This window comes from Microbacterium sp. HD4P20, assembly GCF_019449275.2.
Lineage (GTDB): Bacteria > Actinomycetota > Actinomycetes > Actinomycetales > Microbacteriaceae > Microbacterium.
Genome location: NZ_JAHZQZ020000012.1, coordinates 60,874 through 77,380, shown reverse-complemented (window position 1 = coordinate 77,380; position 16,507 = coordinate 60,874). Strand labels below are relative to the sequence as shown.

Here is a 16,507-nt window from a genome sequence, read left to right as displayed (position 1 = left end):
ACACGGATGACAGAGAACATCATCGAGGTCACCGACCTGCACGTCGAGTTCGGCCGCGCCGCGAAGAAGAAGCAGGTCATCCGCGGCGTGAACTTCTCGATCGCCCCAGGCGAGACGCTCAGTCTGGTCGGCGAGTCCGGATCGGGCAAGAGCACGATCGGTCGAGCCCTGCTCGGACTTGCACCGGTCGCACACGGCACCGTCCGGTTCGCAGGCGGCGACATCACGCACCTCACGCGCCGCCGCAGGCGCCGGAACACGGTCGGGCTCCAAGCCATCTTCCAAGACCCCTACTCATCGCTGAACCCGGCGATGACGGTGGCGGACATCCTCACGGAGCCGCTTCGGGTCCGCGGCGTCAAGGATGCGCAGTCTCCGGTGAAGGAACTCCTCGACAGCGTCCATCTCCCGGCCGATTCGGGCAGGCGCCTCGCGAGCGAATTCTCCGGCGGGCAGCGACAGCGCATCGCGATCGCTCGCGCGCTCGCGCTCAGCCCACGCCTGGTGGTCTGCGACGAGCCGACCAGCGCGCTGGACGTATCGACCCAAGCCCGCATCCTCTCGCTTCTCCGCGAACTGCAAGTTCGCACCGGCGTCGCCTACCTCTTTATCAGCCATGACCTCGGCGTCGTACGCCAGATCAGCGATCGGATCGCCGTGCTGCGCCACGGCGAGATCGTCGAGACCGGCGCCACTGCCACGGTGACGACGACCCCTGCGCATCCCTACACCCGAGCGCTGATGCTGGCCACGCCGGTCACCGACCCGCTCGAACAGGCGCGACGGCGCGCCGAGCGACACGCTGCACTCCTCGCCGAAGCTGCCGCTCCCCATGACGACGCGGCGTGACGCGAGCGCCATGCCCTGGATCGGCCAGTGGATCGGCGCAGACATGCCGACAGATGCGGGTATGCACCGCATCGGATTCCGTCGAGACGTTCAGATCGGCGAGCCACCCGCCGCGCTGAGGATCCGCCTCAGCGCGGACTCGCGATACGTCCTGTGGGTGAACGGGCAGGAACTCGGACGTGGGCCCGTTCGCGGACAGCAGTACCGCTGGACCTATGACGACTACGACATCGCACCCGCACTCGTTCCGGGACTCAACACGATCGCGGTTCTCGTGACGTTCTACGGTGACGACAACGCGATGTGGCAGCGTGCGCGGGTGGCCGACGGGCTGGGGTCGGCGGCCTGTCTCATCATCGACGCGCCCGAGCCATGGGTTGATCTGTGCACGGGGCCCCAGTGGCTCGCGCGGGCGATGACGGAGTGGTCGACGATCCCCGGCGGAGGGACACTCGCTGCCCTCCCGGTCGAGATCGTCGACTTGCGCACGCACGATCACGATTGGCTGCGGTCATCCGGCAGCCTCGAGGACTTCACACCGGCGCGCATCGCCGAGGCGACCCATCCCGGCTCGCGACGCTCTCGACCACCGGTATACCCGTATGGCCCCCTCCTGCCGCGGCGTATCGCGGCACTCGGCGGCGAGACGGTGACTGCAGCGCGAAGTGTGGTCTGCTCGGCTCCCGAGCAGCCGCACGGGCCGCCCATCGACACCGTCCTGACCGCACTGGCGTCCATCGAGGACGCATGGCACGCCCACGCTGAGCAGCCCCTCGAGCGGGGGGATCTCAGAGCTTCCGCCGCCGAGCCGCTCCTCTGGCAGTTCGACTTCGGACGCGTCGTCTCGGGATTCGTCGATATCGAGTTCGACGCGCCGGCAGGCACAGTGCTGGACCTCGCATACCTCGAGCGACCGTTCCAGCACGGACGCAATGAGCGGTATCTTCCCCGGGCGGGAGCACGCGTCACCGCTTCCGGCGGACGCTCCCGGTTTCGCGCCCTCGAGACGAACGGCATGCGGATCGCCGCCATTCTGATCACTCCCCCGACCGAGGGCTTGGTGGGCATCAGTGCCCTGCGGGTCCACGAGCACCTCTACCCGTTCACCGGTGGTGCTGCGTTCGCGTCGAGCGATGCTGACCTCGAACGCCTGTGGCACGCCGGGGTGCGCACCGTCCGTCTCAACAGTTCCGACGCCTTCACGGACTGCCCTACTCGGGAGCAGCGGGCGTGGGTGGGAGATGCCGTCATCCACCTCGGCGTGCATCTGGTTGCCAACGAGGATTGGCGCCTCGCCGCGCGTCATCTCGAGATCTGCGACTCGCCCCGATCCGACGGGCTGCTGCCGATGTCGGTTGCGGGCGACATCGAATCCGCGTCGCGACACTCCATCCCCGACTGGTCTCTGCATTGGCTCCACGGACTGTGGATGTACGCGCGAGCCTCCAAAGATTGGGATTTTGTCCGCGCTCACCTTCCCACCGCCGAGCGAGTGCTCACCTGGTTCGAGCAGTACGCCGACGTCGAGGGCATCCTGACCAACGTCCCCGAGTGGGCCCTCGTCGACTGGTCCAGCGTCTTCACCAGCGGGCGCAGTTCCATCCTCACCGCGCTCTGGGCCCGCGGGCTCCGGGAGTTCGCCGAGCTCAGCGATGCGGTCGGAAATGTCGGAAACGCCCAACGCGCGCGCTCCCGGGTGGAACTGATCGAGCTCAGCTTCGAGTGTTTCTGGGATGCGGATCGCGGCGTGTACGTCGACCATGTCGTTGAGCGGATGCGCATGCCTGCCACATCCCAGGCAGCTAATGCGGCGGCGATCGTCGCGGGCCTCGTGCCCCCGGATCGACGTGCCGCACTCGTCTCGCGCATTACCGACGACGCCCTCCTCGTCACACGCGGCTGGAACACTGCCTCCCCGACCGTCACGATCGGGGAGAAAGTCCAGGATCGAACCCTCGGCGTTCAGCGCATCGACTGGGACGTGCACCGCGAAATCGTTCGCGCCGAACCGTTCTTCTCCTCCGTCGTCCACGACGCCATCGCGCAGGCCGGACGCGCAGATCTCCTCCCAGCCCTGCTCCGGCGCTGGCTACGATTCCTCACCGAAGGGTACGACACGTTCGGCGAGTGCTGGGAATGGGGCACCCCCGCGCACGGCTGGAGCGCCACGCCGACACGCGACCTGACCGTCCACGTCCTAGGCGTCGAGCCGGCGGGGTTCGACACGGAAGCGTATCGGGTGGCGCCCGCCAAGACAGGAATCTCCTGGATACGGGCCGCAGTCCCGACTCCGCGAGGCCTGCTGCGCGTCGAGGTCAACGGATCGCAGCTGCGACTCAGCGGCCCGATCCCCACCCAAGTCCACGCGTGGAACGGGCAGGTGCAGACCTACCCGGCAGGCGAGCACCACATCGATCTCACCACCGGCGAACTAACAAGACACGACAAGCATGCAACCCACCCGATCAACGGAGTGAAGGGATGATCCCCATGAATGCAGCACCAATTCCGGACGCGCGGCGGCCGAATGTCCTGGTGATCCTCGCCGACGAATGGCGCGCTCACAATGTGGGCTACGCCGGCGACGATCAGGTACGAACCCCGAACATCGACCGCCTCGCCGCGGAATCGATCAACTACACCCAGGCGATCTCGGGCGAACCGATCTGCTGCCCCGCCCGCGCGAGCTTCCTCACCGGCCAGTACCCGCTGCAGCATGGTGTCTACATCAACGACGTCGAACTCAAGCCCGACGGGCTAACGATCGCCCAAGTCTTCCGCGACCACGGATACCGAACCGGCTACATCGGCAAATGGCACCTCTACGGCAGCCCAGAAGGACGCTTCGAACGACGCGAGGCGTTCATCCCGCTCGCAGCACGTCTGGGTTTCGAATTCTGGAAAGCACTCGAGTGCACGCATGACTACAACCGGTCCGCGTACTACGCAGACGACGACCCGACCAAACGATACTGGGACGGGTACGACGCCTTCGGACAGACCGACGCCGCGCTGGAGTACATCGCCGAAGACACCCCCAAGCCGTTCTTCTTGATGCTGTCCTACGGACCTCCCCATTTTCCCCTGCAGACGGCACCAGATCGATTCCGTGCTCTCTATGAGGATGCCGAGATCAGGTTGCCCGAGAATGTGCCGGACTGGGCGCGGGAGGAGGCGACCCGTGATCTCCGGGGGTACTTCGCGCACATCGCCGCGCTCGATGAATGCGTCGGACGTCTTCTGGACGACGTCGACCTGGACAACACGGTCGTCGTGTTCAGCTCAGACCACGGCGACATGCTCTGGTCTCAGGGTCTGGAGCACAAGCTCGTCCCCTGGGAGGAGTCAGTCCGCGTACCGCTCCTCATCCGAACTCCCGACCGGAGCGCCGCAACCTCCGCTCAGCTGTTCAACAGCCCCGACCTGATGCCGACGCTGCTGGGCTTCGCAGGACTGCCCATCCCGGCATCCGTCAGCGGCACAGATCTGTCGATGCCGGAAACCGGGCCCCGGACCGCCTTCCTGTCTGCGCCCGCCGCGTACTCGAGCCTCCGACGAAGCGGCATGGAGGAGTACCGCGGCGTTCGCGACGTTCGATTTACATACGTCCGCACCATCTCCGGCCCGTGGCTGCTTTACGACAACCTCGAAGACCCATTCCAGATGGTGAATCGCTGCGGCGACCCGGCGTATGCCGATGAGCAATCACGACTCGAAACCGAGCTCATGTCCTGGCTCGATGCCTTGGGAGATGAATTCCTCCCAGGTGACGTGTACTTGCGGCGCGATGGTCTGGAGCACTACTTCGAGGTCAACGAGCCGCTCGGCTTCAGCGGAACCGAACAATGGAACTCCACCAACGAGCGCGGACGCTACTTCACCATCGACACTGCACTTTCGGAGATCGCAGCCCACGGCGCAGCTCGCGATCTCGTCCGCTCCGTCGCCCCACCGTGGATGGAGTTCGACACCCCGCTCGCGATGCGACGATCAATCCGCATCGTGGCCATGAGCACGGACAGCCACCTAACCGCGGCACGGTTGAAAGATCTCGACGACCGACTGCTCTCCCTCGGGCCACGCTCGCAAGACCCCCGCACTTCCATAGCCCTGCCCGCATGGCCACCATCAGAGCGACTCACCCCTCTCACCGACCTCTGAAACGAGGTGCTCCCATGATGAGACATTCGACTTCCGCAATCTCGTCGGTGGCTCCGTCGGTCCTGCGTCAACCGGCGCCATCAGCGCTTCGCTCGTAGCCACCACGAGCGTCAGCCACCTAATCGGAATGAATACGTGCGTCGTGAGCACAGGGCCAGGGAGGTCCACGGATGCCACCATGATGCTGGACTCCGAGGTCGTTGAGCACTCGCTCTTCCGATCCCGGGCGGGCGCTACGAAATGCGCCGCAAGGGGGTCGGACCGTGGCTAGTGGCGCTTTCACGCCCACCTATGCGCGACAAGCGACAGTAGAAGAGTGAACCCGGAGGATGACACTCAAGCTCCTCGGAACGGCAGGCGGCTCTGGGGGGACAACCGCTCGGGCGGGCATGGCCAGAGACGGAGGTACACTGTCCCTCGGTCTCCCTTACGCAGCTGAGCACTCTGCGTACGTCTGGAAGACCGTCTGGTGCAAACCGCTCAAGAAGGCGGCAATCGGAGCCGCCCAGGTCAGGCCACGAATGTCACGGAGTATGTCTCAACCCCACTGAACGTCCCTGAACCACGGTCAAAGCGCGGAGACGGAGGGATTTGAACCCTCGGTTCCCGTAAGGGAACTCCACCTTAGCAGGGTGGTGCACTAGGCCGGACTATGCGACGTCTCCAGGCAAGCAGGCTGCTCAGCAGCATTCTTGCGCCCAGCAATCATAACCCGACCCCACCGCCCGCCCGCACATGGAATGACCAACCAGAGCGCACCGCCTCCCCGGACGATGACGTCGGAGTTGACAACAGCGGACGATTCCTACACGTTAGGTGAGGCAACCCTAACTAAGGAGTTTCACCGGTGCACGACGTGCTCACGCGTTCCAGCGCAGACATCTACCGCTCGCTCATCGCTCAGACCTCGTCGAAGGTGGCCGCGCGCATCGCCGCAGCGTCTCAACCGTTCTCCGGCGCGTCGCGCTCCGAGCTCGAAGGGCTCGTCGCGAATGTCGACCTCGACAGTGATGGCGTGGGCACCCCGCGTGCACTGACCGAGATCGACGAGCTGTTCCTCGAGCACGCGGTGTGGTTCCATCACCCGTCGTACGCGGCGCACCTCAACTGCCCCGTCGTGCTGCCGGCGGTCGCGGCCGAGAGCATCCTCGCAGCGGTCAACACCTCGGTCGACACCTACGATCAGTCCACCGTCGGCACGCTGATGGAGCGTCGGCTCATCGAGTGGACCACCCAGCGCATCGGCTTCACCCACGGCGACGGCATCTTCACGTCGGGTGGCACGCAGTCCAACCTGCACGCACTGTTCCTGGCTCGCGAGGCGGCCCTCACGCGCATCGACGCACCTCGCCCGCACGCGATCGCGAAGCTGGTCGTGCTCGCGACGGCGTCGAGTCACTTCAGCGTGGGCAAGTCGGCCCTGCTCCTCGGCCTCGGCGACGACGCGGTGATCACCGTCGCCGACGACGGCCACGGACGCATGCGCGCCGACGCCCTGGCAGCCGCGATCGACCGGGCAGAGGCATCCGGTCGGGTTCCCATGGCGGTCGTCGCGACGGCCGGCACCACCGACCGCGGGGTGATCGACCCCGTCGAGACGATCGCCGACGTGTGCGACCGGCGCGGAGTGTGGTTGCACGTGGATGCCGCATACGGCTGCGGGTTGCTCGTGTCCAGCCGCCGGCGGCACCTGATCGACGGCATCGAGCGGGCACGATCGGTGACCGTGGACTTCCACAAGAGCTTCTTCCAGCCGGTGTCGTCCAGTGCCGTGCTGGTGCGCGAGCCCCGCGATCTCGGGGCGGGCGCGTGGCACGCCGACTACCTCAACCCGCTCGAGAACGACGAGCCGAATCAGGTCGACAAGTCGCTGCAGACCACGCGCCGTTTCGACGCCCTCAAGCTCTGGGTCACGCTGCGGGCCATGGGGCCGGGCCGCATCGGTGAGCTCTTCGACACCGTGGTCGATCTCGCCGCCGAGGTCAGTGCGCACGTCGACGCCGATCCAGAACTCGAACTCATCGGTCGCAGCCAGCTCAGCACCGTGCTGTTCCGCGCGCTTCCCGCCGGCACAGACGCCACGACCCAGGACGCCCTGGTGGCGAGCGTGCGGCGCGTGCTGCTCGAATCGGGTCGAGCGTTCGTCGCGAAGACGGTGATCGACGGCCGGCCGTGCCTCAAGCTCACTCTGCTCAATCCCGAGACGAACCTCGACGATGTGCGGGGCATCCTCGAGATGGTGAAGGATGCCGCCACCACCCTCGCCGGCATCTCGCCCGATCTCGACGAGACCATGGACGACCTCGTCGGCACCGAGGCGACGGCATGAGCGGGCAGGACGGCGCATCGGCGCACGTGCACGACCTCATCGGCGTCGGCATCGGCCCGTTCAACCTCGGGCTTGCCTGCCTCACCCAGCCGACCGGCCTGGATGCGGTGTTCCTCGACCGCGAAGACGGCTTCCGCTGGCACCACGGCATGATGATCGAGGGCGCCACGATCCAGGTGCCGTTCCTCGCGGATCTCGTGACGATGGCCGACCCGACGTCGGAGTTCTCGTTCCTCAACTGGCTGAAGCGCACCGGCCGCCTCTACCCGTTCTACATCCGAGAGAACTTCTACGCGCTGCGCGCCGAGTACGACGCGTACTGCCGCTGGGCGGCGGACCGCCTGCCGAACCTGCGCTGGAACCACGAGGTCGTCGCGATCGAACACGACGCCGCCGCCGACGTGTACCTCGTGCGCGCGATGCGCACCGACACCGGCGAAGAGATCGCGCTGCGCGCTCGGCACGTCGTCGTCGCAGTGGGCACCCGTCCGTCGGTGCCCGCTCCGCTGCGCGGACTCGGCGGGCCCGCCATCCACAGCTCGGAGTACACAGACCATCGCGACGCTCTCCAGGCGTCGGGCTCGATCACGGTCGTCGGGAGCGGCCAGTCGGCGGCAGAGATCTACCGCGACCTGCTCGACCATGCCCGCGACGGCGGGTATCGGGTGGACTGGGTGACGCGGTCGCCGCGGTTCTTCCCGATGGAATACACCAAGCTCACGCTCGAGATGACCTCGCCCGAATACACCGACCACTTCCATGCACTGCCGCTGGGCCTGCGGCAGCACCTCGGTCGCGAGCAGCGAAGCCTGTACAAGGGCATCTCGGCCGACCTCATCGACGACATCTACGACACGCTCTACCGGCTGAGCGCGAGCGGCCCCGTGCCGACCACCCTGCTGACCGACACCGAGGTCACCGCCGCTGAGTGGGACGGCGCGAACTACCGCCTGCGCCTGCGCCACGGGCAGCTCGACACCGAGCACGAGCGTGACACCGCCTCTCTCGTGCTGGCGACCGGATACGCCGCCGAGACCCCGCCGTTCCTCTCCCCCATCGCCGATCGGCTGGACTGGGACGGTCTCGGACGCCTCGCCGTCGCCCGCGACTACAGCATCGACGGCGGGCGCGGGCGCGTCTTCGTGCAGAACGGCGAGGAGCACACGCACGGTCTCACCGCGCCCGACCTCGGCTTCGGCGCCTGGCGCAACTCGTCGATTCTCGCCTCGATCGCCGGCCGCGAGATCTATCCCCTCGAGCGCCGCATCGCCTTCCAGGACTTCGGCGTTCCCGCCGATGCCCGCTCGACAGCGCCGGCGGCAGCCGCGACCCCGGGTCTGGAAGTGGCCCGATGACCCTCCTCCCCGATGCCGAGGTCCCCGTCATCGCGATCGTCCCCGCCGACCCGCGCCGCGACGCGCCCGCCCTGCAGCGCTGGTTGAGCAACCCCCATGCCGCGTTCTGGGGCATGGCCGATCTCGACGTCGACGCCGTATGCGAGTACCTGGCGAGCGTCGTGACCGATCCGTACCAGGATGCCTGGCTCGGCCTGATCGACGGCGTTCCGACGTTCTTCGCCGAGACGTACGACCCGGCGCACGTGCTGCTGCGCGGCATCCACGATTCCCTCCCCGGCGATCTCGGCATGCACGTGCTGATCGCCCCGCCGTCCGGGCACCCGCGTCACGGCCTGACCGACGCCGTCTTCGCCGCCGTGATGGCCTGGTGTTTCGACGAACTCGGCGCGCAGCGTGTCGTGGTCGAACCGGATGTGCGCAACGAGCCCATCCGCCGCAAGAACACTCGCGCGGGGTTCACCGAGCTGCGTGAGGCACTGGTCGACGAGGGCGGTCACCTCAAGACCGCGATGCTGTCGGTCTGCACTCGCGACGACTTCGCCGCCTCCGCCCTGGCCCGTTCCGCTCCGTACCCGAAAGCCCGCGCATGATCGCCCCCGCCGCACACCTCGCCCCCAACCATCTCGAGCGCGCGGAGCGCCACCTCGTCGCGAAGGCGATCGCCGAGTTCAGCCACGAGCGGATGCTGTCTCCCGAACCGTTCGGCGACGGCTGGAGGCTCGTTCAGGCCGATGCCGAGTACCGATTCGATGCGGTGCGCACCTCGCTCGAGCACTGGATCGTCGACGAGGCGAGCCTGTGCCGCTTCGTCGAGGGGGAGCCGGCAGAGCTCGACGCACAGGCGTTCATCATCGAGATGCGGCCGCTGCTCGGGCTCTCGAACGCCCTGCTGCCGATCTACCTCGAAGAGATCGCGTCGACCCTCGCGGCCGCCATGTTCAAGCTCGAGCAGGGCGGGCCGTCGGCGGAGGAACTGACGGATGCCTCGTTCCAGGCCATCGAGTCGGCCATGACCGAGGGGCATCCGGGCTTCGTCGCGAACAACGGCCGCATCGGTTTCGGCGTGTCCGACCACGCGGCATACTCGCCCGAGGCCGGACGACTGTTCCGGCTGGTATGGGTGGCGGCCCGACGGTCGGCATCGCACCTCGCACTCGGTGCCGGCTTGGATGAGGCATCCCTCCTCACCGGCGAGCTGAGCACCGCAGAGTGGGATCGCTTCCGCGGGCGTCTCGAGGCGCTCGGCGAAGACCCCGCCGACTACCACCTGCTGCCGGTGCACCCGTGGCAGTGGGAGAACCGCGTCACGATCACGTTCGCGCCCGACCTCGCACGGCGTGACCTCGTGCTGATCGGCGAGAGCGAAGACGAGTACCGCGCCCAGCAGTCGGTGCGCACGATGTTCAACGCCACCCATCCCGAGCGGCACTACGTCAAGACGGCGCTGGCGGTGCAGAACATGGGCTTCTTGCGCGGACTCTCCCCCGCCTACATGCGTGTCACCCCGGCCATCAACGACTGGGTCGCCGATCTCGTCGCCGGCGACGCGACTCTGCGCGCGTCGGGATTCCGGATGCTGCGCGAGCGCGCGTCGATCGGCTACACGGGCGACGCTTACCACCGCGCGCCTGCTCCCTCGTCGCACCGCAAGATGCTCGCGGCGCTATGGCGCGAGAGCCCCGTGCCGCTCATCGCGCGCGGCGAGCGCCTCGCGACGCTCGCTTCGCTGCTGCACCGCGACCAGGCGGGGGCGTCGGTGGCGACCGCGTTGATCCGCGCCTCCGGCATCCCCGCCGACGAGTGGGTGCGGGCGTGCCTCGAGGTTTACCTGCGGCCGCTCGTGCATGCCCTGCTGGCGCACGACCTCGCGTTCATGCCGCACGGCGAGAACCTGATCCTGACGCTGCGCGATCACGTGCCGGCGGGCGCGTTCATGAAGGACATCGGCGAGGAGGTGGCGGTGCTGGCCGACCGGACCCTCCCGGTCGACGTGCGGCGGATCATGGCGCTCGTCGACGACGAAGAGAAGGCGCTCGCGATCTTCACGGACGTCTTCGACGGGGTGCTGCGCCACCTGGCGGGCATCCTGCACGTCGACGGCACCCTGCCCGAGCACCGCTTCTGGCAGCTCGCGGCCGAGATCGTCGACGAGCACGCGGCGCAGCATCCTGATCTCGACTCACGCGTCGACCTGCGAGCCGACTCGTTCGCGCACTCGTGTCTGAACCGCCTGCAGCTGCGCAACACGCTGCAGATGGTCGACTTGGCCGACCAGTCAGCCTCGCTCATGTACGCGGGCCGGCTCGACAACCCGATCGCGCGCGGCCGGGTTTCGCCGGCAGCCCCCGCGACCGCCGCTGTCATGACGAACGCTGTCATGACGAACGCTGTCGAAACAAGCACTGTGGGAGCCTGACGTATGGCACAGGTGTTCCGTGACGACCTCGGCATCCCACACATCCGTGCGACGGATGCGGGGGATCTCGCCGAGGGCCAGGGCGAGGTGACCGCGCGAGACCGCGGCTGGCAGATCGAGGTCGACCGGATGCGCGCATCGGGGCGACTGGCCGAGCTCATCGGCGAAGCCGGGATCGCGTGGGACGTCTTCGCGCGGCGCGCACGCCTGGACGACACCGCCCGGCGCGCGTTCGCGGCGGCTGACGACGAGACACGGGCCTTCGTCGGTCGCTACGCGGCCGGCGTGCGTCGCGGCATGTCGGAGGCCGGGGCTCGGGCGGCGGAGTTCCGCACCCTCGACGACGCGTTCGGCGACACCATCGAACTGACGCCGTGGCACGACCACGATCCTCTCGGCGTGCTGCATGTCGCCCACGCGCTGTTCTCGACCTTCCCGCTCCTGCTGTGGCGTGAGCACGTGGCCATGACCCTCGGGGACGACTGGGTCGATGTGCTCACCGGCTACGCCGAGGGCGGCGACGAGACGCTGCCCGCAGCGGGTAGCAACGGGTGGGCCCTGCACGGGTCGCGGACTGACAGCGGGATGCCGCTGCTCGCCGGCGATCCGCACCGCGCGTTCGAGCTGCCCGGCGTCTACCAGCAGGTGCGGCTGGCCTGCGATGAGTTCGACGTGGTCGGACTCGCCTTTCCGGGTGTTCCGGGCGTCCCCCACTTCGCGCACGCCGGCGAGGCGGCGTGGGGCGTGACGAACGCGATCGCACACAGCGCCGACGTGTTCCGCGAGCGACTGCGAGTGGCAGGCGACGGGTACGAGGCACTGGGCCCCGACGGCTGGCGACCGGTCGACGTCGAACGGTCGACGGTCCGGGTGCGGGGGCGCGGCCCCGCCGGCTGGGTTCAGGTCGAGGCGATCGAGACCGAGCGCGGCACGATCGTGACCGACCTGCGCGAGGCCGACGACCGTGACGGCGGCGGGCTCGTCGGCTGGAGCGTGCGCATGCCGGCTCGGGCGAACGGCGACCTCGGGGCCGGCGCACTGCTCCGGCTGCTGCGGGCCCGTACTGCCCGCGAGGTCGTCGACGCCTTCGGGTCGTGGGTCGATCCCGTCAATCGCGTGCTCGCGGCGGACCGCTCGGGAACTGTGCTGTCGGCGACCGTCGGGGTGACGCCCGACCGCCGCCGCGAAGACCGCAGGCTGCCGCTGGACGCGGTCACGCGGCATCCGTCCGCCGATCGTGCTCCGGCCGATGTGGTCGAGGTGACCGACGCCACGGTGGACGCCAACGAACGGCCGGAGCGAGCCGACATCGATCTGGGCTGGGCGTACCCGGCACCGCATCGCGCCGACCGGATCCGCACCGTTCTCGCCGAGCTGCGCCCCGGCGCGCCCACCGAGCTCGCACCCGTGTGGGGCGACACGGTCAGCGCCTCGGCGGCCGCGCTGCGACGCCTTCTGCCCACGGGCGACCTGCCGCCCCGAGCCGCCGCCGTGCGCGACGAGCTCGTGTCGTGGGACGGACGAATGGATGCCGCATCCGCCGCCGCCGGCCGGTTCGCAGCGTGGCGCGATGCCCTGGTGCAGCGCGTGGCGGCGCATCCCGCCCTCGCTTCGCTCCACCGCCCGCATGGATTCGGCGCGATCTTCGATCCCTGGCTCGGCACGACCGCCCAGGTCGCGGCGGCCCTTCGGCGCCTGGTAGAGCACCCCGCGCTGCGCGACGACGTGACCGCCATGGTGATCGCCTCGCTCGAGGACACCGCCGACGCACCGGTCTGGGGCGCAACGCACCGGCTCCTCCCCCTCCACGTGCTCGCCGAGGTGCCGGGCGTCGCCGATCCCGGCGCCGCGCTCGACGTCGAACTCTCGGGCGACGGCGACACCGTGCGGTGCACGGGCGCGACACCGGGCGTGACACATCGCGCGTGGCGAGGATCGGTGGCGCGCTGGGCGTGGGACCTCGCCGACCGCGAACAGAGCCTGTGGAGCGTGCCGTTCGGGGCCGCCGGCGATCCGGCGTCCGCGCACTTCAGCGACCAGCTCGACGACTGGGCCGGCATCCGGCCCGCGCGCGTCGTGATCGATTGGGCGCGGCTGCGACCCGACGAGCCCACCGGAGAAGCATGATCACCGCGACGACGACCAGGACCGAGAAGCTGGTCACCGGACCGGCTGGAGCCCTCGTCCACACCATCGCCGACCCCACGCTCGGCACGATCGAGATCACGGTGCTCGACCCCGAGGGCGACCTCGACGTCATCCACCGCTGGGTCACCGAACCGCGTGCGCGCTTCTGGGGCCTCGGCGACCTCACCCGCGACGAGCTGCGCGATCTGTATGCCTACGTCGACGACCTCGACACGCATCACGCGTTCCTCGTGCGTCGCGAAGGGCTGCCCATCGTGCTGCTGCAGACCTACGAGCCCGAGCACGACCCCCTCGGCGAGGCCTACGACCCGCTGCCGGGGGATGTCGGCATCCACTTCCTGCTCGGCGATCGTGGCGCGCCCACCCGCGGCTTCACAACGAGGCTCGGCGGGCTGATCGGCGAGTTCCTGTTCTCGCGACCGGAGGCGGAGCGCATCGTGATCGAGCCCGACGTCGGCAACGAGCGCGCGGTGACGCGGGCCCGCGTCATGGGGTTCGAGCTGGGCCCGCACGTCGAGCTGCCGGAGAAGACGGGTCAGCTCGCCTTCCTCACGCGCGAGCGCTGGCTGCGTTCCCGCGTCACGCCCTGAGGACGCGCCGGAGTCAGTCCTCAGGCAGCGTGCAGGTCGTCTGCGCTGCGGTCTGCCCCGCGATGTCGGACGGCAACTCGACGCGCTCCTCCGCGACGGGAGCCTCGCCCGCGCCCGGCGTGGCGTCCGCGGCCGGGGTCTCGCCCTCGGCCGGGGCCTCGGCACTGTCGGTCGGCGCGGTCTCGGGCTGCACGGCCTCGCCGGTCACCTCGATGGAGCGGCCCTGACTGGCATCGCCGGTCAACGCCAGAGGCTGGTTGGCGGCGAGCGCGGCGAAGAGCTCATCCGCGGCATACTTCACGGGCAACACTCGACTGGCACCGCTGCCCGACGCGTACTGCGTCGGGTACTGCACGAACACGATGTCTTCGTAGGGCACATCGTTGGCCGCCATCGCGATCTGCACCATGAGCGTCGGGTTCGCCAGCCCCGAGCTGAGCACGAGCTGCTTGGACTGCGCCTGACCCATCGCCGTGGTCGCGAGATTCAGCAGGCGGCCGGGGTCGGCGAGCACTGCGTCGGACTGCAGCTTTCGCACCATCGACGACATGAACTGCTGCTGGTTCGAGATGCGGCCGAGGTCGGAGCCGTCGCCGATGCCGTGGCGGATGCGCAGGAACTGCAGCGCCTGCACACCCTCGAGCGTGTGGGTGCCGGCGGTGAGGTTCAGACCGGTGTGGGGGTCGCTGATGTCGCCCGCGACGCACACGTCGACGCCGCCGATCGCATTCGACATGTTGATGACACCGGTCCAGCGGATCGCTCCGGCGAAGTGGATCTCCTGCTCGATGAGCGCCTCGACCGTGAGCACGGTGCAGGCAAGACCCCCGTACATGTACGAGACGTTGATCATCTGCGCCGACATCGCGGAGTAGTTGCCGCTGCCGTCCTCCCTCGGGCATGAGGGGATCGGCACGATCATGTCACGCGGGAACGACACGACGGTCACGCGCCGCGGCTCATCCGAGATGTGCACGAGCATCGTGACGTCGTTGCGCTCGCCTTCGGTGTCGCCGTTCTGGCACGCCCCCGACAGCTGGGCGTTCTCACCCTCGCACGAGTCGGTGCCGACCAGCAGCAGATTCACGCCGCCCTCGATCGCACCGAGAGACGGCGGCAAGGGCTTGTCCTCGTCGAGGACGACAGCGTTCGCGCCGATGGCCTGGGCGGCATCCCACACGGTGTACGCGGCTAGGCCCGTCGCGCTCACCCCGACCACGCCGAGCACGACGGCGAGCATCGACAGCATGGTGACGAACGGATGCCGCGACCGCAGCACACCGTGGCGCGCGAGCGGTGCCCGCCCCTCGCGAGAGGGGCCCGTCGATCGCGCCATCAGTTGCTGGCCCTGAGGTTGCCCGCGGAACACGTCTGGTCGGCAGCGGACTGACCGGGGATGTCATCCAGCGGGACGGCGGTCTCGGTGGGTGCCGGCGTCTCGGTGTCGCCGGGCGTGGGCGCCGGCTCGACGGGCTCTTCGGTGGGCTGCGGGTCGACCGTGATGACCCCGCCCGTCAGGTTCTGGTCGTTCGTCAAGTCGATCGGCTCGTTCGCCTCGAGTGCTGCCCAGAGCTCGTCGGCTCTCTCCCAATCGGGCACGACGCGGTCGGGGTCGATGGGATCGGTGTTGACCGGGTACTGGATGAAGTTGATGTCTTCGAACGGCACGTCGTTGACGGCCATCGCGATCTGCGCGATCCGCAGGGGATTGGCCAGCGACTCGCTCGCGGTGATGTTGTCGACCGCAGTGGTCGCCAGTCGGTAGAGGGTGCCGGGATCCGAGAGCACTTCGTCGCTCACCAGTTTGCGGGCGAGGCTCGACATGTACTGCTGCTGATTGCTGATGCGCGCCAGGTCGCTGCCGTTCTCGAGACCGTGCCGCGTGCGCAGGAACTGCAGCGCCTCCACGCCCTGGACCGTACGCGGTCCGGCGGGCCAGTCGATGCCGGTGTAGCGATCGCGCATGCCGCCGTTGCCGATGCACACATCGACGCCGCCCAGCGCGTCGGTGATGTTGATGACGTTGCCGAAGCTGACCTTGGCCGCGTAGGGCACGTTCTGGCCGCTCAGCTCGGAGATCGTCTTCGCGACACAGGACAGTCCCCCGCGCGACCAGGCCTCGTTGATCTGCGACCTCGATGTGGGCGAGGACTGCGACCCGTCCTCACGCTGGCACGAGGGCAGCCCGATCATGAGGTCGCGCGGGAACGACACCACGGTCACCCGGCGCGGATTGCTCGAGATGTGCACGAGCATATTCACGTCGTTGAGCTGGCCGGCGGCATCGGCTCCGGTGCAGCGGTCGCCGAAGAGGTAGGCGTACTCCTCCTCGCACTCGTCGGTGCCGACGAGGACCAGATCGACCACACCTTCGATGGCTCCCATGGTCGGCGGCGGCAGATCCTCCTGGCCCTCGAGCGCGACGGCGTCGTCGGTCAAGCCTGTCGCCAGGTCGGTGAGGGCGTAGGCGGCGACACCCGCGGTCGATACGAGAACGACGGAGGCGACCACGGCGACGATCTTGAGCACCAGCGCGAGCGGATGAGGCGACGACAGCTCACCGTGCCGCGCGACCGTGCGACGGCCGCGCCGGACGGTCTTGCTCGTCTCGCTCACTCGGTTCCTCTCGGGGAAGTTTCTCTCACCGTTCGCCCCG

General features: G+C 68.5%; 11 protein-coding genes and 1 tRNA gene. 9 read left to right on the top strand and 3 right to left on the bottom strand.

The features are described from left to right. Positions 1–6: 6 nt before the first annotated feature. The 3 genes from K0817_RS05425 to K0817_RS05415 are packed head-to-tail and all read left to right on the top strand — an operon-like array spanning position 7 to position 5,010. Entirely contained in the window at positions 7–849 is an 843-nt protein-coding gene (locus K0817_RS05425) for a dipeptide/oligopeptide/nickel ABC transporter ATP-binding protein (protein WP_219980379.1), read from the top strand. After that, a complete protein-coding gene (locus K0817_RS05420; protein ID WP_219980378.1) occupies positions 833–3,334 on the top strand; it encodes an amylo-alpha-1,6-glucosidase in 2,502 nt (833 codons plus the stop codon). The genes K0817_RS05425 and K0817_RS05420 overlap by 17 nt, the downstream gene beginning before the upstream one ends. Positions 3,335–3,339: 5 nt before the next feature. After that, the gene (locus K0817_RS05415; protein ID WP_253735195.1) at positions 3,340–5,010 is read left to right on the top strand and encodes a sulfatase; all 1,671 of its coding nucleotides are present in this window, start codon (positions 3,340–3,342) and stop codon (positions 5,008–5,010) included. Positions 5,011–5,586: 576 nt separating this feature from the next. Here the strand turns inward: K0817_RS05415 and K0817_RS05410 are convergent. Then, positions 5,587–5,675 (bottom strand) — tRNA-Ser (locus tag K0817_RS05410). Positions 5,676–5,857: 182 nt separating this feature from the next. On the opposite strand from K0817_RS05410, the gene K0817_RS05405 reads away from it, so the two are divergent. From K0817_RS05405 to K0817_RS05380, 6 genes are read left to right on the top strand one after another with little or no spacing between them, the layout of a single operon-like run. Further along, on the top strand, positions 5,858–7,339 hold the full coding sequence (locus tag K0817_RS05405) for an aspartate aminotransferase family protein (protein WP_219980376.1): 1,482 nt from the start codon (positions 5,858–5,860) through the stop codon (positions 7,337–7,339). Next, a complete protein-coding gene (locus K0817_RS05400) occupies positions 7,336–8,694 on the top strand; it encodes a lysine N(6)-hydroxylase/L-ornithine N(5)-oxygenase family protein (protein ID WP_219980375.1) in 1,359 nt (452 codons plus the stop codon). The genes K0817_RS05405 and K0817_RS05400 overlap by 4 nt, the downstream gene beginning before the upstream one ends. Then, on the top strand, positions 8,691–9,287 hold the full coding sequence (locus K0817_RS05395; protein WP_219980374.1) for a GNAT family N-acetyltransferase: 597 nt from the start codon (positions 8,691–8,693) through the stop codon (positions 9,285–9,287). Before K0817_RS05400 ends, K0817_RS05395 begins: the two co-directional genes overlap by 4 nt. Next, a complete protein-coding gene (locus K0817_RS05390; RefSeq protein WP_219980373.1) occupies positions 9,284–11,113 on the top strand; it encodes an IucA/IucC family siderophore biosynthesis protein in 1,830 nt (609 codons plus the stop codon). The genes K0817_RS05395 and K0817_RS05390 overlap by 4 nt, the downstream gene beginning before the upstream one ends. Before the next feature lie 3 nt (positions 11,114–11,116). Next, entirely contained in the window at positions 11,117–13,240 is a 2,124-nt protein-coding gene (locus tag K0817_RS05385) for a penicillin acylase family protein (protein WP_219980372.1), read from the top strand. Beyond that, positions 13,237–13,851 carry a GNAT family N-acetyltransferase gene (locus tag K0817_RS05380; RefSeq protein ID WP_219980371.1) on the top strand — a complete coding sequence of 205 codons (615 nt, stop codon included), beginning with the start codon at positions 13,237–13,239 and terminating at the stop codon, positions 13,849–13,851. Before K0817_RS05385 ends, K0817_RS05380 begins: the two co-directional genes overlap by 4 nt. 13 nt (positions 13,852–13,864) lie before the next feature. On the opposite strand, the gene K0817_RS05375 is transcribed toward K0817_RS05380, so the two are convergent. After that, on the bottom strand, positions 13,865–15,187 hold the full coding sequence (locus K0817_RS05375; protein WP_219980370.1) for an LCP family protein: 1,323 nt from the start codon (positions 15,185–15,187) through the stop codon (positions 13,865–13,867). Beyond that, positions 15,187–16,467 carry an LCP family protein gene (locus K0817_RS05370; protein WP_219980369.1) on the bottom strand — a complete coding sequence of 427 codons (1,281 nt, stop codon included), beginning with the start codon at positions 16,465–16,467 and terminating at the stop codon, positions 15,187–15,189. Before K0817_RS05370 ends, K0817_RS05375 begins: the two co-directional genes overlap by 1 nt. Between the last annotated feature and the right edge of the window lie 40 nt (positions 16,468–16,507).